Raw genomic sequence first — 22290 nt, forward strand, 5'->3', positions numbered from 1 at the left:
GCCAGGGGGCCGGGCCCGTCGAGGGTCCGGCCCCCTCCGTCGTACGCCTGACGTCAGCCGCCGAGGTGGCGCAGGACGGCCAGGACCCGGCGGTTGTCGGTGTCCGACGCCGGCAGGCCGAGCTTCGCGAAGATGTTCGCCACGTGCTTCTCCACCACCCCGGGCGTGATCACCAGCGCCGCCGCGATGCCGCTGTTGGACCGCCCCTCGGCCATCAGCGACAGCACCTCGCGCTCCCGTGGGGTCAGCGACGCCACCCCGGCGGTGCCCTGCCCGGCCCGCATCAGGTGGCCGACGACCTCCGGGTCCAGCGCGGTGCCGCCGGACGCCACCCGGGTCAGCGCGTCCACGAAGTCGGCGACGTCGGCGACGCGGTCCTTGAGCAGGTAGCCGACGCCGGCCGGCCGGGCGGCGAGCAGGCGGGTCGCGTAGCGGGTCTCCACGTACTGGGAGAAGAGCAGCACGCCGACGCCGGGATGGTCGCGCCGGATGTCGATCGCCGCGCGCAGCCCCTCGTCGGTGTGCGTCGGCGGCATCCGGATGTCGACGACTGCCACGTCCGGCACGAAGGCGGCGACCGCGGAGCGCAGCGCGTCCGCGTCGGCCACCGCGGCGCACACCTCGAAGCCCCGGTCGGCGAGCAGCCGGACCAGCCCCTCACGCATCATCGCGGCGTCCTCCGCGATCACCACCCGCATACTGTTGCCTCCGTTCACGCGTGAGTGGGCAGGTCGATCTCGACCCGGGTGGGACCACCGGCCGGGCTGTGCACGCGCATCCTCCCGTCCACGACGCCGGCGCGCCGGGCCAGCCCGGCCAGGCCCGGGCCGTCCGGATCCGCCCCGCCTGTCCCGTCGTCGTCGACCGTCAGCGTCAGACGCTCCCCGGAGCCTGCGACACCGAGGCCGATCCGGGTCGCCCGGCTGTGCTTGGCCGCGTTGGCGAGCAACTCGGCGGCGCAGAAGTAGGCGATGGTCTCGATCGCGGGCGCCGGACGCTCGGGCAGGTCGACGTGCACCGCGACCGGGACGGCACTGCTCGTGGCGAGCGTCGCCAGCGCGTCGCCGAGACCGTTGTCGAGGATCGGCGGGTGGATGCCACGCACCAGGTCGCGCAGGTCGGCGAGCGCGTCCTTCGCGCCCCGGTGGGCGAGCGCGACCAGCTCACGGGCCTGCGCGAGGTCGGGCGGCGGGCCGTCGGCCCCGAGCTTCTCGGTCGCCATGCCGAGGTTCATCGCGAGCGTGGCCAGCCGGATCTGCGCGCCGTCGTGCAGGTCCCGTTCCAGCCGGCGCATCATGGTGGCCGCGTCGTCGATCGCCCGGGCGCGGCTGGCCTGGAGTTCGCGTACCCGTTCGGCGAGCCGGCGCGGGCCGAGCAGCCGCCGCATCGCGGCCAGGTCCGGCGTCGTGCCGGCGCGCATCAGCCACGGCGCGACGAGCAGCATGGCCAGGCCGGCGGCGGCGATGAGGAACGTGCCGGCGTACGTCCGCGCGCCGACGAGGCCGAACGGGGTCACCGCCCACACCGGACCGAGGCGGGTGCCGGGCGGGTGGTTGCGGAACAGCGGCCACCAGAGCGGGTAGCTGAGGTTGACCGGGCCGAGCAGGTAGCAGAACAGCCCGTAGCCCTGGGGGATGGCCAGCGGCACCTTGAGCAGGCCGTATCCGACGGCACGCCAGCCCGGCCCGTCGGCGACCAGGGCACCGATCCGGTTCGAGGCCCGCGGTGGCGGAGCCGCCACGTGTACGCCGAGCAGCCGGCCGGCGATCCGGCGGTGCACCGCGCCGGTGGCGCGCCCGGCCGGCGCGGCCAGCACGACCAGGAGCGCGACGGTGAGCGGCAACAGCACCAGGAAGATCGGCGCGACGGCCGGCGCGGGCTGACGGGACATGCCTCCGGTGGCCCAGAGGACAAGCGCGCCCAGCGCCGGTACGAGCGCCGGCACCGCCAGGATCGCGACCGCGCTGACCACCCCGACCAGGCAGAACACCGCCCGGCGCAGGGTCTGCGCGGTGAACGGGGCGCGCAGCGCGGTCACCGGCCCATTGTCGCCTGTCACGCGTCGCGCCGACGGAGCAGCAGGCCGCCGCCGAGAATCGCCACGGCCGCGTACCCGCCCATCAGCAGCACGCTGACCCAGCCGGCGAACAGCCCGGGGGTCGGCGTGATCACCGCGACGGAGTTGAGCAGCATCAGCAGCGGGACGAAGCGGCCGACCGCGATACCGTCCGCGCCGAACAGTCCGACCGCGAACGACGGGACGAACACCAGCGCGAACAGCACGCCGATCGCGGCACCGGAGTGCCTGACGACAGTCCCGACGCCCACGCCGATCAGCGCGGTGGCCGCCAGGTAGCCGCCGGTGAGCAGGACCGCGCCCAGGATCCGCGGGTCGCCCAGCGAGGCGGCCGGGATGGCGGTGCCGCGGATCGCGAGTTGCCCGCCCAGGTAGCCGGCGAAGCTGGCGAGCAGGCCGACGACGAGCGCCGCGCCACCGCCGACGGTGGCCTTCGCGGCCAGGACGGTCCGGCGACGGGGGACGGCGGCGAACGTCGAACGGATCATCCCGGTGCCGTACTCGCCGGTCACCGCGAGGACGCCGAGCGCGCCGAGCAGGAGTTGGGCCAGAATGGCGCCGCTCAGGCTGTTGTTCAGGATCTGGGCGGTGGTGGCCACCGGCGTGTGCCCGCGGTAGCCGAGTCCCACCCCGACGCCGGCCGCCGCCATCGAGAGCACCGCCGCCGTCGCCAGCCACCACGTCGACCGGACGCTGGTCAGTTTGATCCATTCCATCCGGGCCGCGTGCCGGAATCCGTAGCCGCTCATGACACATCCGTTCCGTGGTAGTCGGTGACCCGCGAGGTGAGGCGGAAGAACGCGTCCTCCAGGTTGTCGCCGCCGGCCGCGAGTTCGGCGACGGTCGTCTCGGCCAGCAGCCGGCCCCGGCCGATGACCACCAGCCGGTCCACGGTCAGCGCCGTCTCGGCGATCAGGTGGCTGGACACGAACACGGTCCGGCCCTCGGCGGCGAGCCCGCGCAGCAGGTCCCGGATCCAGCGGATGCCCTCCGGGTCCAGCCCGTTGACCGGCTCGTCGAGCAGGAGGACGCCCGGGTCGCCGAGCAGCGCGAACGCGATCCCGAGCCGCTGGCGCATGCCCAGCGAGTAGGTGCCGGCGCGCCGGTCCGCCACGCCGGACAGCCCGACCACGCGGAGCACCCGCTCGACCCGGGACCCGGGGATGTCGTTGCTCGCGGCCAGCGCGGCCAGGTGCGCCCGCCCGCTGCGGCCGGGGTGGAACGCGCCGGCGTCGAGCAGCGCGCCGACGGTCCGCAACGGCCAGGTCAGGTCCGCGTACCGGACGCCGTCGACAAGCGCCTCGCCGTGGTCCGGGGCGTCCAGGCCGAGGATCATCCGCATCGTCGTGGACTTCCCGGACCCGTTCGGGCCGAGGAAGCCGGTCACCACGCCCGGCTGCACCCGGACGGTGAGCCTGTCCACGGCGGTCCGGTTCCCGTAGCGTTTGGTCAACTCACGTAGTTCGATCACGGGATCGACGCTAGGCATCGCGCTCGGCAGCGGTAAGCCGGAAACCATCCGACCTGGTCCGGGGGTTTTCCACCCCGACGGGCGGGCTACCGTTCCAGGGCGACAGCGGGATCCGTCGTCGTACACATGTTCCATCCACAGGCTGTGGACGCCGAGAGGACCGGATGAGTTACCAGCTCAGTGCCGTGGTCGCCGACGTCGAGGTGCTGCGCGAGCAGACCGCCGACCTGGACCACGCGGTGCTGGCCGCGCTCCGGCAGGACTTCGCGCTGCTGCCGGTCACCCCGCAGCTCGTGGCGGAGCTGACCGGCGAGCCGCCGGATTTCGCCGCCGAGGAGCCCTGCGCGGTACGCCCGTTCCGGCTGGTCCTCTCGCCGCCGCTGGCGGGGCTGTTGGCCCGCTGGTCGAAGCGCGGGCCGGTGGCGTACCTGGAGGCGGAGTTCGCCGGCGGGCTCGGCCACCAGGCGGCGGTGGTGTGGCTGGACGGCGACGTGACCTGGGGCCCGCGCTTCGACGGCGCGCTGGACCGGCCACGGGCACAGTGGCCGATCAACACGGCGCTGGCCCGGCTCGGCGCCGAGCCGGGCGCGTGGATCGACCCGTTCGCCGAGCTGGGCCTGCACCTGGAGCGCGACACGGCCGGCTGGTTGGCGCACGGCCGGCGCGGGCTGTCCGCCGACTACTGGGACGAACTGGCCGAGGAGTGGGAACTGCGCCAATCCGGCCCGCACCAGCAACCTCCTCGCCCCGGTCCCGTTGGGGACTGGGGGATTGCATGAAAATACGACAATTCGGCTTTATCGCCACACTGCTCGCCGCCGCTTCCATTGCCGGGAGCGGCGTCCATCCACATGGGCCGGACGTGCCGGCCCGACCGGTCGGCGCCGCCGAGGTGGTCAGCCTGGACGGCCTGCGCAACGCGGGGTTCGGCGACACCGAGGAGGACCTCACCCGGCGCGGCCTGCTGCGCACCGACGAGGAGACCTGCGGGCCCACACTGGCGGGGCACGGCGAGGTCAGCCCGATCTTCGTCGACGACCGGCTCGTCCTGCTCTGGCTCGACGACCCGATGACCACGCCGGAGGGGATCAGCGCCGGCACGCCGGTCGGCGAGGTCCGCACCGCGTACCCCGGCGCCGCCGCGCTGCCGGCGCCGCCCGGCAGCCACCGCTTCGCCGGGCTGCTCGCCCGCGACGGCGACCGCGCGTACCTGTTCCTGCACGACGGCGTCACCGTCCGGGAGATCATCGCCGGGTACGCGGACTGGGCCCGCCGCCTCTTCGACGAGGGCTACGGCCCCTGCTGACCGGCCGGTCACGCGCGGTCCGACAAGCTGATTGTCCGACATCGACCACCGTGGAATCATCTCCCTGCTCGCGCAGATCGCGCAGCTCTAACGGGGGAGTACATTGTGCGTACAACCATGTCCGTTCCATGGTGGAGACCGCTGGCGAGGTGGGCGGCCGTCACCGCCCTGAGCGCCACCGCGGCGGGCCTGCTGGCCGGGCCCGCCGCCGCCGCCCCAACGACCGGTCCCTCGCCGCGACCCACGACGACGGCCGAGCAACCGCGTCCGGCGACCGTGCCGTCGGCGGCACCGACCACCACTCCGGCTCCCACCGCGACGCCGGCCCCGGCAAAGCCTGCGGCGGTCGCCAGCACGGCCGCCACCTGCGGTGGGCCGCTTCCGCTGGGCAAGGTCACGAACTGCGCGTCGATCACCGGCGCCGCGCAACACACCTGGACGGTCACCTCGACGGTCGACCAGGACACCCTGCTCGTCCGGCTCCGGCAGGTCTCGGGGGATGGTGTCGGCGCACAGGTCACCGGTCCCGACGGCAGCAACGCCTGCTACGCCGGCCCATACCTGAACGACTGCCGGCTCGGCGCGGCAGGCACCTACCGGATCACGGTGACGCTCACCTACGGCACCGGCAAGGGCGCCTACTCGCTGTCGGCGGAGTCGATGCGCACGCCCTCCACCTGCGCCACCCTGCCCGAGAGCTTCTTCTCCTTCGCCTCGACCGGTCGCAGCGGCACGCTGCCCGCCGGCCTCGCCGCCCGCTGCTTCACGTTCACGCAGCCCACCGGCACCGTGCTGCACCTGGCCGACCCGGGAGGCGCCGAGGACGTCCAGGGCAACATCCTGGACGGGCAGTTCCAGCGGATCTGCTCGGTGCGCTACGCCACCGAGTGCACGCTCGGCTCGCCGGGGCCGTACCGGCTCTTCCTGGAGGAGACCTACGGCACCAAGGCCGCCTACACCCTCAAGATGCCGCGGATCTCGCGGTCGGTCGGCTGCCCGGCCCTGCCCCTGACCACCTTCGGTGACCCGGGCTCGGCGGTCGGCACCGGCACTGTACCGCCGAGCGAGGGGGTCGGCTGCCAGAAGCTGCGGGTCGCCACCCCGGGCCCGCTGCTCGTCCGGATCGAGCAGTACGCGAATCAATACCTCGACTGGCAGGTATACGACGACGCCGGCCAACTGGTGTGCTCGGAGTACGACTCCTGGCGTTCCTGCGCGACGCCAGCCGCCGGCCCCTACACGCTGCTGATGCGGAACTGGAACTGGGAGCCGGTCACCTACCGGGTGGCGGTGGCGCGACTCGACCGGGCCGAGGGCTGCGCCGACCCCGCCGGACTCGCCTGGGACCAGCCGACCCTGACGGTGCACCAGACCTCGGCGGTGCAGACCAACTGCCAGCAGTTCCACGGCACGGCCGGCGAGCGCGTCATGGTCTACCGGGCCCCGGACCGCTACAACGACCTCTCGTCCTGGCTCGTCGACGAGCAGGGTGCCGTGCTGTGCACCGAGTGGTCGGAGGAGGACGGCTGCGTCCTGCCGTCGACCGGCACCTTCCGGGTCGTCTCCTACCTCGCGAGGTGGGAGCCGGAGGACACCGGCCTGACCTACCGGCTGCAGATCCGCAACCTCAGCGACGCCAGCGGCTGTCCGGCGGTCACGCCCGGGGCGTACAACGCTGCACCGGCCGGCGCGCTCGGCGGCGTCCGCTGCCGCGTCCTGGACCTGACCGAGGGCACCTTCCGGATCAAGGCGGCCGGCGAGGACAACTACCGGCAGTACGCGACCGTCTACGACGACGCCGGGCACAAGGTCTGCACGGACGTGCGGTGCGAGATTCCCGCCGCCGGGTGGTACACCCTGGTGCTCAGCGGCGGCGCACCCGACGCGGTGATCGACAACGGCCTGCGGTACCACCTCGCGGTGCTGCCGTGGATGCCGTCCGACTGCCGGCCGGTGTCCGACACCGGTTGGCAGGACGCGCCGGTGCGGGGACGCCTGAGCACTCCGGCCCAGTTTGACTGCCTCCAGCTGAGCAGCCCCGCCGGCGCCCTTCTCACCGGGCTGTTCCCAGGCGACGCCACCGGAGCCGGCTGGCCCGAGATGACGGTGCTCGACGCCACCGGGGCCTCCGTGTGCGACGAGTACTCGTTGCGGCAGTACCACTGCGAGCTGACCGGCCAGGCGCCGTTCCGCGCCGTACTCAACTCGGGCAACGGCGACGCGGACGGTCCGTACTCCCTCGCCTTCACGCGCACCGACGGCCCGCCCGCCTGCCCGGCGCTGCCGGCGGGTGCGACGGGTGCCACGGTGACCACGGGCACGGACCGCTTCGGGGTCTGCCTCTCGATCCCGGCCGACGCGCGCGGGGCCACGGAATCGATCACCTGGAAGCGGACCAGCGGCACCGGTGACGCCCGCCTGTCCGTGTTCGACTCGGCCGGCCGGCGCTACTGCGGGCCGACCGGCTACGCCGTCGAGCGAACGATCTCCTGCGCGCTACCCACCGGCCCGGTCACGGTGATCCTGGAGGCCGACGCGGTCGACGCCACCTATCAGCTCACCCACCGGGACGCCAGCCTGCCGGCGAGCTGATCGGCGACGGAACGGAAAACGCCCGGTCGATCCTTGCGGATCGACCGGGCGTTCTCGCATCTCACGAGCGGTGGCGGCGGGATTTGAACCCGCGGAGGGCGTAAACCCTCACACGCTTTCGAGGCGTGCTCCTTAGGCCACTCGGACACGCCACCGCCGACGAGGGTACAGGACCACCGCTTCGGACGCCGAACCGGTATCCCGTCGGCCGGCCTGGCAGGATCTTTGCCATGAGTACGCACATCGGCGCTGAGCCGGGAGAGATCGCCGAGCGGGTCCTGATGCCGGGTGACCCGCTGCGGGCCAAGTGGATCGCGGAGACCTACCTCGAGGAGGCCCGCTGCTACACGACGGTGCGCGGCATGCTGGGCTTCACCGGGCGGTGGAACGGCGTCGACGTCTCCGTCCAGGGTTCCGGCATGGGCATGCCGTCCGCCTCCATCTACGCGCACGAGCTGATCAACGAGTACGGCGTGAAGACGCTGATCCGGGTCGGCTCGTGCGGCGCCCTGACCGAGGACCTGCAACTGCGGGACGTGGTGGCGGCCATCGGCTCGTCCACCGACTCGAACATGAACCGGATGCGCTTCGACGGGCTGATCGACTACGCCCCGGTCGCCGACTTCGGGCTGCTGCGTACCTCGGTCGAGGTGGCCGAGCGGCGCGGCATCACCATGCGGGTCGGGCCGATCCTGGCCGCGGACGCCTTCTACACCGACCGGCCGGACCTGTACGACGCGCTCGCCGACTACGGCGTGCTGGCGGTGGAGATGGAGTCGGCGGCGCTCTACACGATCGCGGCCCGGTTCAAGGCCCGCGCGCTGACCATCCTGACCGTGAGCGACCACATCAAGACCGGCGAGAAGACCACGTCGCAGGAGCGTGAGCAGACGTTCGGCCAGATGGTCGAGATCGCCCTCGACACCGCCATCGCCTGACCGACCCTCCGCCGGCTACCCCCTCGCCGCCCCCGTCACCACCCGGTGCCGGGGGCGGCGTCTCGTTTGAGAAGGGGCCCCATCTATACCGCAGGCGTTAACAGGGGGCCCGGCCTTACCGGAAGAAGGCGCGCAGCAAGGCGGCGCTCTCCGGGGCCAGGACGCCGGGGTAGACCTCGGGGCGGTGGGGGATCCGGCGGTCGCGCAGGACGTCCCAGAGCGAGCCGACCGCGCCGGTCTTCGGTTCCCACGCGCCGAACACCACTGTCGAGACCCGGGCGAGCGCGATCGCGCCGGCGCACATGGTGCACGGCTCCAGCGTCACCACCAGCGTGCAGCCGTCCAGCCGCCACCGGCCCAGCCGCTGCGCGGCGCGGCGCAGCGCCAGCACCTCGGCGTGCGCGGTCGGGTCGCCGGTCAGTTCCCGCTCGTTGCGCCCGATCGCCAGTTCCCCGCCGTCGGGCCCGTAGAGCACAGCCCCGACCGGCACGTCGTCGACGCCCTCGTTCGGCGTCGGCCCGTCCGGGCCGGTCGCGGCGACGTGCAGGGCCCGGCGCATCCACAGCTCGTGCCGCTGCCGGCGCCCCACCGCACCCGGGTCGGCCAGTCCTTCGTCCGCGCCCGGCCCTGCCCGTCCGGGTCGACCCGGCGTCGGCTGGCCGGGTCGCAGCGTCTCCAGCGCCGGGTCGGTGGCGTCGGCCGGTTCCACGGCGCCGGGCGTCACGGACTCGCCGGGCTCAGACCTCACGCAGCTCCTCGACCTCGTCCGCGCAGCCGAGCACCTGGCAGATCTCGGCGGTCACGTCGGCCGGCATGTTGCCCTCGTGCGCGCAGAGCGCGAGCAGCTTCGGCGCCGGGATGCCGAGGTCGGCGAGGAGGTCGGCGTCGCCCACCGGGTCGGCCTCCGGGTCCACGGCCGGCTGCTCGGTCTCGTCGTCGCCGCCGGACGGGCGCGGCTCGTCGACGTCCTCCAGGCCGGTGACCGAGGTCTTCAGGTCGCCGACCAGCAGCGCGCCCAGCCGGGACTCCTCCGCGTACGCCGAGTCGGAGCCGAAGACCCGCAGGTCCTCCCCCTCGTCGAGGCGCAGGACGACCAGGTAGGTGTCGTCCGCCTCGACGAACAGCAGGGAGAGGTCGGCGTCCGGCTCGACGTCGCGCAGCCGGTCGGCCGCCTCCTCGATGTCGGTGACGCCCCGCAGGCTGACCTCGCCGGCGGTCCAGCCGCCGTCGATGCGCGCCACGGCAGCAGCGAAGTACGACACGGTCCCCCCAAATTGGCCTCGGCAGCATGCCGACACGTCACGCGATGCACGTTAACCGGTCGGGTCGGCGGGCGACCGGTCAACGCCCCGACAGGGGCCGGGCGTTCCTGGAGAAAGTCGCCTCAGCCGGCCACGCGGCGACGGGTGGCGATGAGCTGGCGCAGGCGTTCGCTGCGCGCCCGCTGCGGCCGCTCGCGCTGCTGTACCGCACGGGCACCGGCCAACTCGGCAAGGAGTTGCAGGCGACGGCGGCTCCGATCGGGGTCGAGCCGCGGCGGTGTGGTCCAGGCCATACGGCGAGCGTGAACCGTCACCGCGCGTACGTCAAGATGGTCTTCGCTACGCAGCGAAAGCGGCACGTAAGGTCACCAGAGCGGCCAGTCGCCGGTCTGCGCCCACCGCACCGCGACGATCGCGGCGGCGATGCTCCAGCCGCCCGCGGTGACGATCGCCACCCCGGTCGCCACCCCCCGGTCGCCGTGGCGGACCAGCACCGCGGCGACCGCCCAGGCGACGCCGCCGGCCAGCACCGTCCACCAGGCGTAGCCGGGCACGTCGCGGCCGACCAGCCCGAACAGCAGCAACCAGGCGAAGGTGACCACCGCGCCGAGCGCCACGCCGGCACCGGTCACCGGGTACGGCTCGCGGTAGCTGGGACGCATCGGCCCGCCGGACGGGAAGAGCCCCGACGGGGTACGCGGCGGCGCGTGGAACGCCCCCGGACCGCTCGCTCCGGCTGCCCCGTGCCACCCGTTCGTCACCGCTGCTCCCCTCCCGACCCATCGCCCCCGAGGTCACCCACCGTGACCGGCCGGTGTGACCGGGTCGGCGCTTTCGTTCCCACGGTAGTGGTCTGCCAGGATGATCGGATGCGCTCGCCATCGATCGGCCGCCGCGCGCGTCCGGCGTTCCCGGTCCTGTTGCTCGTCGCGGCGTTGGCCGCCGGGTGCGACCGGCCCGCGGCGCCCGCGGACGCGTGGCAGGACCCGAGCCCGATGGTGACGGCGACGCAACCCGCCGAGCCGACGGCGAGCCCGACCCCACCGGCCGCCTCCGCCGCCCCGACCGCCACCGTCGCCCCGACGCCGTCGCGCCCCGCGCCGCGACGCGTCTTCCCGGTCCGGGCCGGCAACGTCGACTACCACCCGACGCACGGCGGCTACCCGGGCACCGACGTCTTCGCCGACTGCGGCGAGCCGGTGGTGGCGGTCACCGACGGGGTGGTGCTCGAGGTGAGCCGGGTGGACCGGTTCGACAAGCGGGGGCCGTTGGGGCCGAACAACGGCGGGCTCTCGGTCTCGCTGCTCGGCGACGACGGGGTGCGCTACTACGGTTCGCACCTGAGCGCGATCACGTCCGGCGTCGATGCCGGCGTCCGTGTCCGCGCCGGGCAGCAGCTCGGCAAGGTGGGCCGCACCGGCAACGCCAACAACGTGTGCCACCTGCATTTCGGGCTCTCCCCGAAGTGCTCCGGCCACGACGACTGGTGGATCCGTCGCGGGGTGGTCTGGCCGGCGCCCTACCTGAACTCCTGGCGCAAGGGCGGCAACCGGTCGCCGGTCGCCGAGGTCACCGCCTGGCAGCGCAAGCACGGCTGCCCGGCGTCGCCGGGCCGGTCCGCGGCGGGCGGCTGACCCGACGCGCGGGTCGGGCGGCTGACCGACGCGCGGGTCCGGCGGCGCACGGCGGGCGGCCGGAGCGCGTAGGTTCCACTGCATGACTGCCCGAGATCCCCTCGCCGATCTGCGCCGGATCGCGTTCCTGCTGGAACGGGCCAACGAGGCCACCTACCGGGTGCGGGCGTTCCGGTCGGCGGCCGCGGCGCTGGGCGCGTTGCCGGCCGACGAGGTGGCCGAGCGGGCCCGCACCGGCAAGCTGACCGAGCTGGCCGGCGTCGGCGACGTCACCGCCCGTTGCGTGGCCGAGTCGCTGGCCGGCGAGGAGCCGGTCTACCTGCGTCGGCTGCTGGCCACCGAGGGCACCGACCTGGACGAGGAGGCGGCGACGCTGCGGGACGCGTTGCGCGGCGACTGCCACACCCACTCGGACTGGTCGGACGGCGGCTCACCGATCGAGGAGATGGCGCTGGCCGCGGTCGAGCTGGGGCACGAGTACGTGGTGCTCACCGACCACTCGCCCCGGTTGAAGGTGGCCCGCGGCCTGACCGCGGACCGGCTCCGCCGCCAGCTCGACCACGTGGCCGCCGTGAACGAGGCGCTGCCGAAGGGTTTCCGCATCCTCACCGGCATCGAGGTCGACATCCTCGCCGACGGCTCACTCGACCAGACCGACGAGTTGCTGGCCCGGCTGGACGTCGTGGTCGGCTCGGTGCACAGCGGCCTCAACGACGAGCGGGCGAAGATGACCCGCCGGATGGTGACCGCGATCGCCAACCCGCACCTGGACATCCTCGGGCACTGCACCGGCCGGATGGTGTCCTCCCGGCCGGCCGGCGTGACCGGGCCGGGCGACAAGGGGCACCGGCCGCGTACCCGCAAGGAGAGCGAGTTCGACGCGGACGCCGTCTTCGCCGCCTGCGCGGAGCACGACGTCGCCGTCGAGATCAACTCCCGGCCGGAGCGGCAGGACCCGCCGAAGCGGCTGATCCGCCGCGCGTTGGAGGCGGGCTGCCGGTTCGCCATCGACACCGACGCCCACGCTCCCGGGCAGCTCGACTGGCAGCGCTTCGGGTGTGAGCGGGCGGCGCGCTGCGGCGTACCGGCCGACCAGGTGATCAACACGTGGACCGCCGACCGCCTGGTGAAGTGGACGGCGGGCCGGGGCTGAGCGGTCAGGCCCGGGCGGCCGGCTCGACCGGGCGGGCGGCGGGCGCCACCGGCGTCGGGGCGGGCCGCCGCCGGCCGACCAGGCCCTGCGCGACCGCCACCCCGACCAGCACGATCAGCGCGCCCACCGGTTGGTGCCAGTTCATCCGCTCGCCGAGCACCACGGCGCCGACCACCACCGCGAAGATCGGGACCAGGTACGTCACGGTGGACGCCGTGCTGGCCCCGGCCAGTCGGATGTTGCGCAGGTTGATCACGAAGGCGAGCCCGGTACCGAGCGCGCCGAGCGCGAGCACACTGGCCACCACCCGGGGCGACAGGTCGGTCGGCGCCGGCGGCGCACCGGCCACCAGCGGCGCGGCCAGCGCGAGCTGCGCGGTCGCCACGAGCAGTTGGGCCGCCGACAGCGACAGTCCCGAGTACGCGCGGCCGGCGATGAACTTCTTCTGGTACGGAATCGCCAGCCCGTAGCAGGCCGCCGCCCCGAGGCACATGAGCTGGCCGGTGAAGTGCGCGCCACCGACGCCCGCCCAGACACCGAGCACCACCAGCACGCCGACGAAGCCCAGCGCCAGCCCGACCGCCCGGCGCGCGGTCAGCCGCTCGGTGCGGAACACCAGCACCGCCAGCGGCAGCACGATCAGCGGCGTGGTGGCGTTCCAGATGCCGGCCAGCATGGACTCGACCCGCTGCTCGCCGTAGCCGAACAGGGTGAACGGCAGCGCGACGCCGAACGCGGCGACCACCAGCAGGTGGCCCCAGACCGCCGGCTCGCGGGGCAGCCGGTCGCGCAGCACGACCAGCACCACGAGCAGCGTGGCCGCGCCGGTGGCCACCCGGTAGAGCGTGAGGTGCACGGGGTGCAGCTCACCCACCCCCACCTTGATGAAGAGGAAGCTGGAACCCCAGATCGCGGCCAGTGCGACGAACCCGGGCAGCCAGCTCCGCAGCGGTGCCCGGTCAGGAGCGAAATCCATGTTCACCCCTGACACTCTGCCCCTCCGGTACGACGAAGTCGCGCGGATTTCGGACGCCGTGTCGACCGCCACAGCAACCGACCTACAGTGGGGACGTTGACCGGTCGAGGAGGTGACAAGTCGATGGCCGCGCCGCTGCGTTTCGATCCGCTCGTCGATTTCGACGGGATGTGGACCACCCGGCTCGCCGACCGTTACCTCCCGTTGCGCGAGCTGCCCGACGCGCGCTACGAGTGCATCGACGGAAGGCTGGTCATGACCCCCGCCGAGACCGGCACCAACAGCTATGCCGAGGGTGAGCTGCTCCACCTGCTCAAGCCGGCGGCGAAGGAGGCCGGCTTCTACGTCTTCGGCCAGGTGAACCTGACGTTCGCCCCCGACAGGTGGATCCAGCCCGACCTGACCATCCTGCACACCCTGCCCGGAACCGAGCAGGAGGACCGGTGGATCCCGGTTCGGCTGTGCACGATGGCGGTCGAGTTCGTGTCGCCGGGAAGCCGCCGGCAGGACTTCGTGGACAAGCCCCGCCGCTGCGCCGAAGGCGGGGTGCCGTACTTCATGCGCGTGCAGATCGCCCGACAGCTCCGGCACGTCGGCGTCGAGTTCCTCTCGCTCGACAACGGCGGCTACGTCAGTACGGCTCAGGCGGTCAGCGGCCAGCGGCTCAAACTGGACCTGCCGTTCCCGATCGACTTCGACCCCGCCGATCTGCTGCCCTGAACACGGCAAACGGGCTCGACACCGGGGTGACCCGGTCACGTAGGGTCGCCCCGTGGGACGAATCGATGACCTCGCCAACCGGTACGTGGCGGAGTGGGCTCCGCTGAGCCCGACCGGGGCCACCTACGTCGGCATCGCCGGCTACGACGACCAGCTCGACGACCTGTCGCCCGAGGGCTACGCGGCCCGTGCCGAGCTGGCCCGGCGCACGCTGGGCCAGCTCGACGTGACCGAGGCGGAGACCGAGGCGGAGCGGACCGCGCAGGAGGCGATGCAGGAACGCCTCGGCCTGGAACTCGCCCGCTACGACAGCGGCGAGACCACGAGCGAAGTCAGCGTGATCACGAGTGGGCTGCACGAGCTGCGGATGGTCTTCGACCTGATGCCGACCGACGGCGAGGAGGCGAAGGCGAACGTCGCCACCCGGCTCAACCGCTTCGCGTCCGCGCTGGAGGGCTACAAGCGCACGCTGCGTGAGGCGGCGGCGGCCGGCCGGGTCAGCTCGCAGGTGCAGCTCGTCGAGGTCGCCAAGCAGTGCGACATCTGGGTCGACCCGGACGGCGACAACTTCTTCCACGGCCTGGCCGAACGCCTCGACGCGGACGGCACGCTCGGCGCCGAGCTGCGCAAGGGCGCCGCCGCCGCGACCGCGGCCACCGCCGAGTTCGGGCACTTCCTCCGCACCGAGCTGGCCCCCGTCGGGCGGCAGAAGCAGGCCGCCGGCCGGGAGCGCTACGAACTGGCCTCGCAGTACTTCCTCGGCGCGAAGGTCGACCTGGACGAGACGTACGCCTGGGGTTTCGCGGAGCTGGCCCGGCTGGAGGCCGAGATGCGGGCGGTGGCCGCGCGGATCGTCGGCCCCGGCGCCTCGGTCGACGACGCGGTCCGTGCGCTCGACGCCGACCCGGCGCGGACGGTCCGCGGCAAGGAGGCGTTCCGCGACTGGATGCAGGCGCTCGCCGACCAGGCGATCAGCGAGCTGGACGGCACCCACTTCGACATCCCGGAGCAGGTCCGCCGCATCGAGTGCTGCCTGGCGCCGACCAGCGACGGCGCGATCTACTACACCGGCCCGAGCGAGGACTTCTCCCGGCCGGGGCGGATGTGGTGGGCGGTGCCGCAGGGCATCACCGAGTTCTCCACCTGGCGTGAGGTGACCACGGTCTACCACGAGGGGGTGCCGGGTCATCACCTCCAGGTCGCGCAGACCGCCGTCCGGGCCGACCTGCTCAACCGCTGGCAGCGGCTGCTCTGCTGGGTCTCCGGGCACGGTGAGGGCTGGGCGCTCTACTCGGAGCGGCTGATGGACGAGCTGGGCTACCTGGCCGACCCGGGAGACCGGCTCGGCATGCTCGACGGGCAGGCGTTGCGGGCGGCCCGGGTGATCGTCGACATCGGCATGCACCTGGAGCTGGAGATCCCGGCGGACAATCCGTTCGGCTTCCACCCGGGCGAGCGCTGGACGCCGGAGCTGGGTTGGGAGTTCATGCGGGCGCACTGCCGGGTGCCGGACGAGACGCTGCGCTTCGAGCTGAACCGCTACCTCGGCTGGCCGGGGCAGGCCCCCTCCTACAAGGTGGGCGAGCGGATCTGGTTGCAGGCCCGGGAGGACGCGAAGGCCCGCAAGGGCGCCGACTTCGACCTGAAGGAGTTCCACCGCCAGGCGCTCGACCTGGGCGCGCTGGGGCTCGACCCGCTGCGTCGGGCGCTGGGAAGGCTCTGAGGACGACGGTGGCCGGGCGTCGGAGGGACCTCCGACGCCCGGCCGTTTCCGTGGTGCGCCCGGATCAGGCCAGGTCGACCCGGAGCACCGGTTTGGCGGTGAGCGAGTTCGAGTGCTCGTACGCCAGCTCGATCACCGGGTCGTCGAAGCTGATCGGGATCGGCGAGGTGATCGGGATGCCGTCCGGGAAGGGCAGCTCCGGTGTCAGCGTGATCTTGATGCCGAGCAGGTGCCCGACGAACCGGGTGGCGTAGAACGCCACGTCACCGGAGACGGTGAGCCGGTCGGTGACGTACCGCTGCTTCTTGCCCGCCGGGCCGCTGGCCAGCAGCGTGAAGTCGTCGGTGACGGCCTTGTCCATGGTGAACTTCAGGCACTTGAGCTTGCCCCGGTAGGTGGGCAGCTCGACGATGCCCTCGAAGCGCAGCCCGGTCATGGTCACCTTGGAGCCGGTGAGCCGGGAGGGCGGGTCGGCCACGAGCGGCTGGTCGGGGTCGGCGGCCAGTTTGGGCAGCGGCTTGCCCTCCTCGACCGGCTTGGGCTTGGTCGGGGCGGGGTCGGCGTCGTCGCAGTCGGCGCCCGGCTTCGCCGGGGTCGACGGCTTGGCGCTGCCGCTGGGCTTCGGTGTGCCGCTCCCGCTCGGGGTGGCGGCTGCGGCGGCGGGGGCCACGGTCGTCGGCGTCGGCGACGGCTCGGCCTTTTCCTCCCCGCCGGTGAACAGGCCGGTGATGCCGTCGACGAGGTCGGTCAGCAGGTTGCCACCCGGGTCCTCGGCCGGCGGCGCGGTCGTGGCGGTGGCGCTCGGGCTGGCCGACGGCGATGCCGACGCGGTCTTCGAGGCGGACGGCTTCGGTGCCGGCGCCGACGTGGTCGGGCAGGCCGCCGGCGCGGCGACCGCCGGCCGCTGGTCGCGGAGCGCCACCAGGCCGGCCAGGGAGACCGCGAGAACCAGCAGAATCGCGTACGCCCGGGGCGCGTAGCCCGGCCCGTGGGGCGTGTCCGGCCCGACCGGGTCGACGGGTGACGCCTCGCGCAGTGGGTTACGCGGCTCCGGCAACGTGTCGGTGAGGACGCCGGTGGCGTCGTCCTGCCGCTGCCGGGGCGGCAGCAACTCGTCGACCAGGGCCGGCTCCGGCTCCTCGGCCGGCTCCGTCGCCGGCTCGTCGACCGGCTGGGCCGGCTTCGGGTCGCGGGCGGTTTCCTTGCGCGGCACCCAGGCGAAGCCGAGCGCGCTGCCGATCATGCCGAGCAGCAGGCCGATGAAGAAGCCGCCGAGGTTCACGCCGATCAGCGAGTAGAGCGCGGTGATCGCCGCGACCACCGCGTAGAACATCCGCTGGGCCGGGCTGAACCAGAGCAGCATGCCGCAGGTCACGAGGATGGTCGGGATGAGCCAGGACAGGAAACCGGTGGGCCCCATCTGGAACGTGAGGCCGTTGAGGCTCATCTGGGTGGTGGCGAAGATCTCCAGACCGGCCAGCGCGGTGAAGAGCCCGCCCCAGAACGGTCGCGCCCGGCGCCACCGGCGGAAGCCACGCCACGCCTGGCCGGGCCGACCCGGCCGGGCCTGCTGCGTCTCGGCGGTTGTCACGTACTCCTCCTGGCGGTGCTGACGGGGTGAGACATGGCCGAGGCTCGCGGAGGGCGCCCTCCGCGAGCCTCGCCATCAGATCAGAAGCACTCCTTGGCGTCCTTGCCCACGTTGACCTTCAGCTTCAGGCCGTTGAGGGTGAAGACGCCGGCGCTGGTGGAGCGTGCCACCTGCTCCAGCTTCGTGATGGTCACCTTGTCCGCGCTCTGCCCGAACGCGCCGGGCTGGCCCTTCGTCGGGTTGAGGTCGTTGGCGTCGCGGCCGATCTGGATGTTCTCGAACGTGGCGTCGCCCTCGAGCGACTCCATGTCGATCAGCAGGTTGGTCGCGGTGGCCGGCTTGCCGCCGCCACCGGCGTTGATGGTCAGCACGATCGGCACGCCCGGGATGCTGGCGTTGACCGACTGGCAGAGGTCGTAGAGCTTGGCGTCGGTGATCTCCGAGACGGCGACCGGGTGCTTGGTGCCGTTCTTCTCCTCGACCAGACCGCCGTACTGCTTGAAGCCGTTGCCCTCCAGCTTCGAGGCGCCGACCTTGAAGGTCTGGCCCGACACCGCGAACGAGGCCGCGATGGCGCCGTTGGCCATGCCCAGCACGATGCCGCCGGCCACGACCGTCGCCGGCACCATCATCGCGGCGAAGCGCCGCCAGCGGGTGCCGCCACTCGGCTGACGGTTCTCCGATTCACTCACAAGGTCCTCCTCGACGGGGGTGCGTCGCCGGACGCGGGACGCGACGCGGGACGGGAAAGCTGCGGGGCGGCGCGGATGCCGTTGTGCCGAACGGCCGCGCGGTCGCGGATTGGATGCTCTCGCGAAGCGACAGACCTCACAAGCCCCAAGCTACTGACGGGTAACACAGACGTGATATCAAGATCGTCCCTGGTTACCAACGGTTAACATCCCCGGGGCAAGGAGGTCAGGGCAAACCGGCCTGATTACGACAGGATGCCGAACAGGTTTCACCTGTGGTAGTCGTCACTGCCAAACATCACAGTTCGGTAACGGCGAGCTGGCAAGGCGCTGTGGGTGAGGCGCCGCTCACCCGTCCGGTCGGGACCACGCCACCGACCGGAGCCGGCTCAGCCCCGCTCGTCCAACCACGACTCCAGCAGGTGGCGGTCGATCGAGTCGACCCGGCCGAGGGGACGCCCCGCCGCCGCCCGCGCCCGCAGCTCCGCCCGGGTGAACCAGCGCGCCGCCACCAACTCCTCGTCGTCGACCCGGACCCGCGTCGACACCGCCGTCGCCCGGAACCCGACCATCAGCCCGGCCGGAAACGGCCACGCCTGCGAACCCTGATAGGTCACCGCCCGCACGGACACGCCGGCCTCCTCGGCCAACTCCCGCCGGACCGCGTCCTCCAGGCTCTCGCCGATCTCCACGAACCCGGCCAGCAGCGACCAGGAATCCTCCGCCGCCCCGCGATGCCGCCCCAGCAGGCAACGCTCCGGCTCACCGGGCGCCTCGACCAGCACGATGACCGCCGGCTCGATCCGCGGGAAGAACAACCGGGTGCAGTCCGGCCCGGTGCAGGAGCGGACGTGCCCGCCCGAGCCGGCCACCGTGGCCGCCCCGCACGCGCCGCAGAACCGCTGGCCCCGATGCCAGTGCAGCAACCCCTTCGCGTACGCCTGGAGCGCCGCCTCCGCCGGCGTCAGCCCGCCCACCAGAGCGCGGACGTCCACCGCCTCGACCGCGCCGGCCAGCTCGCGGGCCTCGCCCTCCTCCCGGCCGGACAGGTCGGCGGCGAACACCGCCCGGCCCGCGTCCAGCCCCAGGAAGACCGTCTCGTCGGCGGCGGCGAGCAACCCGGCCGCGTCCACCACGGTTGGCCGCACCGGCGCCCGCCCGGCGTCCACCAGGCACCGGTCCCGCCAGCACGGCAGCACCACGCTCGCCGGATCGGTCCGCCGCTCGGCCAGCCAGTTCGCGTCCCCGCGCAGCTCCGCCGCCCGGTCCAGCCAGCCACCGCCGTACGCCAACCCGCGCTCGTCCGCCCGCACCCGCCCACCGTGTCACGACCAGGGCGTGGACGGGGCCCCGAAACGGGTGATCGGTGCGACACCGCCGCCCGCCCGACACGACCGCCCGGCCGGAGACTCCCGACCGGCCCGAGCGTTGGTTACCGTAGGTGTCTCCCGCGGGGGAAGCGGTCCCCGCACGTGTCCTTCCGATGAGGTTGCAGTGACGATGTACGGCGAGAAGGTGCCGTCCGCCGACGACCGCCCCACCATCAAGGTGGCGGCGGTGAGCTGGCCCGGGGTCGAGCTGGAGCCGGTCGCCACACCGCCCACCGGCGACCCGGGGAAGCCGCCGCGCTCCCGACGCGCCCGGCTGCTGCTGGCCGGCGGGATCACCGCCGCCGTGCTCGCCGGTGGCATCGGCGTCGGCGCCTACGCGTACGCCGGTGACGTGCCCCGCGGCACCACGGTGCTCGGCACCGAGCTGGGCGGCCGGAGCCGGGCCGAGGCGGCCCGCGCGCTGCGCACCGAGCTGGAACGCCGCGCCGACGCGCTGAACGCCCCGATCACCGTGACCGTGGGCGAGAAGAAGGTCGAGCTGAAGCCGGCCGACGTCGGGCTCACCATCGACGTGGACGCCACCGTGGCGGCGGCCGCCGCCGCCGACGCCCACGCGGTCAGCCGACTGGTCGGCTCCCGCGCGGTCGAGCCGGTGGTCACGGTCGACGCCGACCGGCTGGCGGCCGCCCTGCGCAGAGCGGCGGGCGACCAGGGCCGCGAGATGACCATGCCGACCATCATCTGGACCGGCACCACCCCGAAGCCGGTCTACCCGAAGCCGGCGCTGACCGTCGACACGACCGCCGCGACGACGGCGGTCACCTCGGCGTGGCTGGCCGCTCGACCGGTCACCGTGCCCCTGGTGGAGCAGTGGCCGGCGACCACCCGGGAGGAGGTCGACCGGCTCGTCACCGAGCTGGCCCGGCCCGCCGTCGCCGCGCCGGTCACGCTCACCACCGACGGCGGCTCGGTCACCATCCCGCCCGCCGCCATCGCCAGGTCGCTGCGCTTCCCGACCGACGACGCCGGAAAGATCAACCCCCGGGTCGACGTCAAGCGACTGCGCGCCGCGCTCGGCGGCAAGCTGGCGACGCTGGAGGTGGAACCGCGCGACGCCGGGCTGACCATCAGTGGCGGCAAGCCGAAGGTGGTGCCGAGCCGGGCCGGCCGCCAGGTCGACGCCGCCGCGCTCGGGCCCGCGTTGCTCGCGGTGCTGCCGAAGCCGACCGACCGCGCGGTGACCGCCGAGCTGAAGCCGGCCGCGCCGGAGCTGACCGAGGCCAAGCTGGCCGAGCTGGGCATCAAGGAACGGGTCTCCACCTTCACCACCCGGTTCACCGGCGGCCTCTCCTCCCCGCGCAGCCAGAACATCGTCCAGGCGGCCAAGGACGTGGACGGCACGATCGTCAAGCCGGGGGAGACCTTCTCGCTCAACGCGCACACCGGTGAACGCGGCTACGACCAGGGCTACCAGGACGCGCCGACGATCGTGAACGGCAAGCTGGTGCCGGGCGTGGGCGGCGGTGTCTCGCAGTTCACCACCACGCTGTTCAACGCGAGCTACTACGCCGGGCTGGAGGACGTCGAGCACAAGCCACACTCGTTCTACTTCAGCCGGTACCCGGCCGTCATCGAGTCGACCATCTACTGGCCGCAGCTCGACTTCAAGTTCCGCAACAACACGCCGCACGGCGTGCTCATCGACACCTCGTACACGGGCAGCTCGATCACCGTGTCGATCTGGAGCACGAAGATCTACGACAGCGTGAAGACCGAGTACGGCCCGCGCCGGAACGTCACCCAGCCGAAGACGGTCTACCTCAAGCCGGGCCCGGACTGCATCTCCGCCGCCGGTGGGGTGGGATTCGCCCAGGACGCGTTCCGGGTGATCAAGAAGGACGGCAAGGTCGTCAAGCGGGAGAAGTTCAGCTGGCGGTACGACGCCGAACCGCGCTTCATCTGCGCCCCCGAGCCGGGGGCCTGACCCGGACGCCAAGAAGGCCCCGCACAGCGGGGCCTTCTTCGTGCTCGGTGCGATCAGGGCCGCGCCGCGGCCAGACCCTCCCGTACGCCGTCCGCGTCCCGGTCGGTGCCGTACACCGGCGTGTCCGGCTGCTGCCGCCAGCTCTCGTCGAGCGTGCCCGCGTCGACCGGGTCGAAGCCCAGCTCCTCCACGATCCCCATGACGACCCGCTTGGCGTCCTCGTCGTCGCCGGCGACCGGCAGGCCGATCCGGTCCGGCGTGCCCGCCGGCTTGCCCGCGTCCATCAGGTGCGCCGCCTGGATGTTGTTGAAGGCCTTGACCACCCGGGCGCCCTTGAGGTGGTCGGCGGTCCACCGGCTGGAGCTGAGACTACGGTCCAGCAGCTCGGCCACGTCGCCGTCGCGCTGGGGGTAGTAGTTGTTCGCGTCCACGACCAGCTTGCCGTCGAAGAGCGACGCCGGCAGTTGCGGCACCGCCTTCAGCGGGATCGCGACCACCACGAGTTCCGCGCCCTGGACCGCCTCCTCCAGGCTCACGGCCCGGGCGCCGGTCTCGGCGGCGAGGTCGGTCAGGCTCTGCGGGCCGCGGGAGTTGGTTACCGCGACGTCGTGGCCGAGTGAACTCAGACGACGGGTGAGGGTGCCCCCGATGTGCCCCGACCCGATGATTCCGATCTCCATGACCACTCCTGTACCCCGGTCGGCCCGTACCGATCCCGAACACGCCGTTCGTCACGTCACGTTTGACGAATCCGCCCGGTCGGGGGACACGCGGAGCGGTCCCGGGCTCGACGGTACGAGACACGGCGGGTGGGCCGTGGAGATTCCGCCGGTTCGGGCG

22 protein-coding genes and 1 tRNA gene are annotated in these 22290 nt (G+C 73.0%); 9 read left to right on the forward strand and 14 right to left on the reverse strand.

Features of this window, described 5'->3' with window-relative positions; genetic code table 11:
• Nucleotides 1-53: 53 nt before the first annotated feature.
• Genes OG767_RS30965 through OG767_RS30980 form a run of 4 tightly spaced genes read right to left on the reverse strand, consistent with a single transcriptional unit; the run spans nt 54 to nt 3548 of the window.
• On the reverse strand, nt 54-698 hold the full coding sequence (locus tag OG767_RS30965) for a LuxR C-terminal-related transcriptional regulator (protein ID WP_405091597.1): 645 nt from the start codon (nt 696-698) through the stop codon (nt 54-56).
• A gap of 14 nt (nt 699-712) precedes the next feature.
• Nucleotides 713-2038 (reverse strand): sensor histidine kinase, encoded by a 1326-nt coding sequence (locus tag OG767_RS30970; RefSeq protein ID WP_405091598.1) that lies wholly within the window; start codon nt 2036-2038, stop codon nt 713-715.
• 17 nt (nt 2039-2055) lie between these two features.
• On the reverse strand, nt 2056-2826 hold the full coding sequence (locus OG767_RS30975; RefSeq protein WP_405091599.1) for an ABC transporter permease: 771 nt from the start codon (nt 2824-2826) through the stop codon (nt 2056-2058).
• On the reverse strand, nt 2823-3548 hold the full coding sequence (locus OG767_RS30980) for an ABC transporter ATP-binding protein (protein ID WP_405091600.1): 726 nt from the start codon (nt 3546-3548) through the stop codon (nt 2823-2825). Before OG767_RS30980 ends, OG767_RS30975 begins: the two co-directional genes overlap by 4 nt.
• Nucleotides 3549-3712: 164 nt before the next feature.
• Here OG767_RS30980 and OG767_RS30985 point away from each other — a divergent pair, with 164 nt between their 5' ends.
• From OG767_RS30985 to OG767_RS30995, 3 genes are all read left to right on the forward strand, one after another.
• Nucleotides 3713-4327 carry a hypothetical protein gene (locus OG767_RS30985; protein ID WP_405091601.1) on the forward strand — a complete coding sequence of 205 codons (615 nt, stop codon included), beginning with the start codon at nt 3713-3715 and terminating at the stop codon, nt 4325-4327.
• A complete protein-coding gene (locus OG767_RS30990; protein ID WP_405091602.1) occupies nt 4324-4854 on the forward strand; it encodes a hypothetical protein in 531 nt (176 codons plus the stop codon). The genes OG767_RS30985 and OG767_RS30990 overlap by 4 nt, the downstream gene beginning before the upstream one ends.
• Before the next feature lie 117 nt (nt 4855-4971).
• Nucleotides 4972-7446 (forward strand): hypothetical protein, encoded by a 2475-nt coding sequence (locus OG767_RS30995; RefSeq protein ID WP_405091603.1) that lies wholly within the window; start codon nt 4972-4974, stop codon nt 7444-7446.
• A 68-nt stretch (nt 7447-7514) separates the two neighbouring features.
• Here OG767_RS30995 and OG767_RS31000 read toward each other — a convergent pair.
• A tRNA-Ser gene (locus OG767_RS31000) sits at nt 7515-7601 on the reverse strand.
• A gap of 75 nt (nt 7602-7676) precedes the next feature.
• Between OG767_RS31000 and deoD the strand changes: the two genes are divergently transcribed.
• On the forward strand, nt 7677-8384 hold the full coding sequence (gene deoD / locus OG767_RS31005) for a purine-nucleoside phosphorylase (protein ID WP_107162259.1): 708 nt from the start codon (nt 7677-7679) through the stop codon (nt 8382-8384).
• 115 nt (nt 8385-8499) lie between these two features.
• On the opposite strand, the gene OG767_RS31010 is transcribed toward deoD, so the two are convergent.
• The 4 genes from OG767_RS31010 to OG767_RS31025 all read right to left on the reverse strand — a co-directional run bounded on the left by OG767_RS31010 (nt 8500) and on the right by OG767_RS31025 (nt 10308).
• Nucleotides 8500-9054, reverse strand: a complete 555-nt coding sequence (locus OG767_RS31010) for a nucleoside deaminase (protein WP_405094359.1) — start codon at nt 9052-9054, stop codon at nt 8500-8502.
• 67 nt (nt 9055-9121) lie between these two features.
• Nucleotides 9122-9646, reverse strand: coding sequence for a tRNA adenosine deaminase-associated protein (locus OG767_RS31015; RefSeq protein WP_107162257.1), 525 nt, complete (start codon nt 9644-9646; stop codon nt 9122-9124).
• 122 nt (nt 9647-9768) lie between these two features.
• Entirely contained in the window at nt 9769-10005 is a 237-nt protein-coding gene (locus tag OG767_RS31020; RefSeq protein WP_396779051.1) for a hypothetical protein, read from the reverse strand.
• Between the two features lie 6 nt (nt 10006-10011).
• Entirely contained in the window at nt 10012-10308 is a 297-nt protein-coding gene (locus OG767_RS31025; protein ID WP_107162256.1) for a hypothetical protein, read from the reverse strand.
• A gap of 333 nt (nt 10309-10641) precedes the next feature.
• Between OG767_RS31025 and OG767_RS31030 the strand changes: the two genes are divergently transcribed.
• Nucleotides 10642-11280, forward strand: a complete 639-nt coding sequence (locus tag OG767_RS31030; protein ID WP_405094360.1) for a M23 family metallopeptidase — start codon at nt 10642-10644, stop codon at nt 11278-11280.
• Nucleotides 11281-11362: 82 nt separating this feature from the next.
• Nucleotides 11363-12433: a PHP domain-containing protein gene (locus tag OG767_RS31035; protein ID WP_405091604.1), complete on the forward strand. Its 1071-nt coding sequence runs from the start codon at nt 11363-11365 to the stop codon at nt 12431-12433.
• Between the two features lie 4 nt (nt 12434-12437).
• Here the strand turns inward: OG767_RS31035 and OG767_RS31040 are convergent, their stop codons facing one another.
• Entirely contained in the window at nt 12438-13409 is a 972-nt protein-coding gene (locus OG767_RS31040) for a DMT family transporter (protein ID WP_405091605.1), read from the reverse strand.
• 96 nt (nt 13410-13505) lie between these two features.
• Here OG767_RS31040 and OG767_RS31045 point away from each other — a divergent pair, with 96 nt between their 5' ends.
• Entirely contained in the window at nt 13506-14129 is a 624-nt protein-coding gene (locus tag OG767_RS31045; protein WP_405091606.1) for a Uma2 family endonuclease, read from the forward strand.
• A 52-nt stretch (nt 14130-14181) separates the two neighbouring features.
• A complete protein-coding gene (locus OG767_RS31050) occupies nt 14182-15852 on the forward strand; it encodes a DUF885 domain-containing protein (RefSeq protein WP_405091607.1) in 1671 nt (556 codons plus the stop codon).
• Nucleotides 15853-15916: 64 nt separating this feature from the next.
• Here the strand turns inward: OG767_RS31050 and OG767_RS31055 are convergent, their stop codons facing one another.
• From OG767_RS31055 to nudC, 3 genes are all read right to left on the reverse strand, one after another.
• Nucleotides 15917-17443 (reverse strand): DUF6114 domain-containing protein, encoded by a 1527-nt coding sequence (locus tag OG767_RS31055; RefSeq protein ID WP_405091608.1) that lies wholly within the window; start codon nt 17441-17443, stop codon nt 15917-15919.
• Nucleotides 17444-17523: 80 nt separating this feature from the next.
• Nucleotides 17524-18075 (reverse strand): DUF6230 family protein, encoded by a 552-nt coding sequence (locus OG767_RS31060; protein ID WP_405094361.1) that lies wholly within the window; start codon nt 18073-18075, stop codon nt 17524-17526.
• 449 nt (nt 18076-18524) lie between these two features.
• Nucleotides 18525-19448 carry an NAD(+) diphosphatase gene (gene nudC / locus OG767_RS31065; RefSeq protein ID WP_405091609.1) on the reverse strand — a complete coding sequence of 308 codons (924 nt, stop codon included), beginning with the start codon at nt 19446-19448 and terminating at the stop codon, nt 18525-18527.
• 187 nt (nt 19449-19635) lie between these two features.
• Here nudC and OG767_RS31070 point away from each other — a divergent pair, with 187 nt between their 5' ends.
• Nucleotides 19636-21450: a VanW family protein gene (locus OG767_RS31070; RefSeq protein ID WP_405094362.1), complete on the forward strand. Its 1815-nt coding sequence runs from the start codon at nt 19636-19638 to the stop codon at nt 21448-21450.
• A gap of 53 nt (nt 21451-21503) precedes the next feature.
• On the opposite strand, the gene OG767_RS31075 is transcribed toward OG767_RS31070, so the two are convergent.
• A complete protein-coding gene (locus OG767_RS31075) occupies nt 21504-22130 on the reverse strand; it encodes an NADPH-dependent F420 reductase (protein ID WP_405091610.1) in 627 nt (208 codons plus the stop codon).
• Nucleotides 22131-22290 lie beyond the last annotated feature (160 nt).

Origin of the sequence: Micromonospora sp. NBC_01392 (genome assembly GCF_045040125.1) — a bacterium.
In the GTDB taxonomy this organism is placed as follows: Bacteria; Actinomycetota; Actinomycetes; order Mycobacteriales; family Micromonosporaceae; genus Micromonospora.